Below are 243 nucleotides of genomic sequence, written 5' to 3'. Positions count from 1 at the left end.
GCTAAAGCGAAAGCGGATGCAGAAGCTGCAAAACTAAAATTAGCTGCCGATGCTAGAGCAAAAGCAGATGCAGAAGCGGCCAAACAAGCTGCCGATGCCAAAACTAAAGCGGATGCTGAAGCTGCAAAACTAAAATTAGCTGCCGATGCTAAAGCAAAAGCAGATGCAGAAGCGGCCAAACAAGCTGCCGATGCTAAAGCGAAAGCGGATGCAGAAGCTGCAAAACTAAAATTAGCTGCCGAT

At 47.3% G+C, this 243-nt stretch carries 1 protein-coding gene; it reads left to right on the top strand.

From position 1 onward, the window contains the following. Nucleotides 1-243, top strand: a 243-nt coding sequence (locus AC061E_RS16670; protein ID WP_478287258.1) for a hypothetical protein, incomplete at both ends; no start/stop codon positions are given.

The organism is Flavobacterium sp. GNP011 (assembly GCF_056428925.1).
This window is presented reverse-complemented; position numbering and strand designations above follow the sequence as displayed.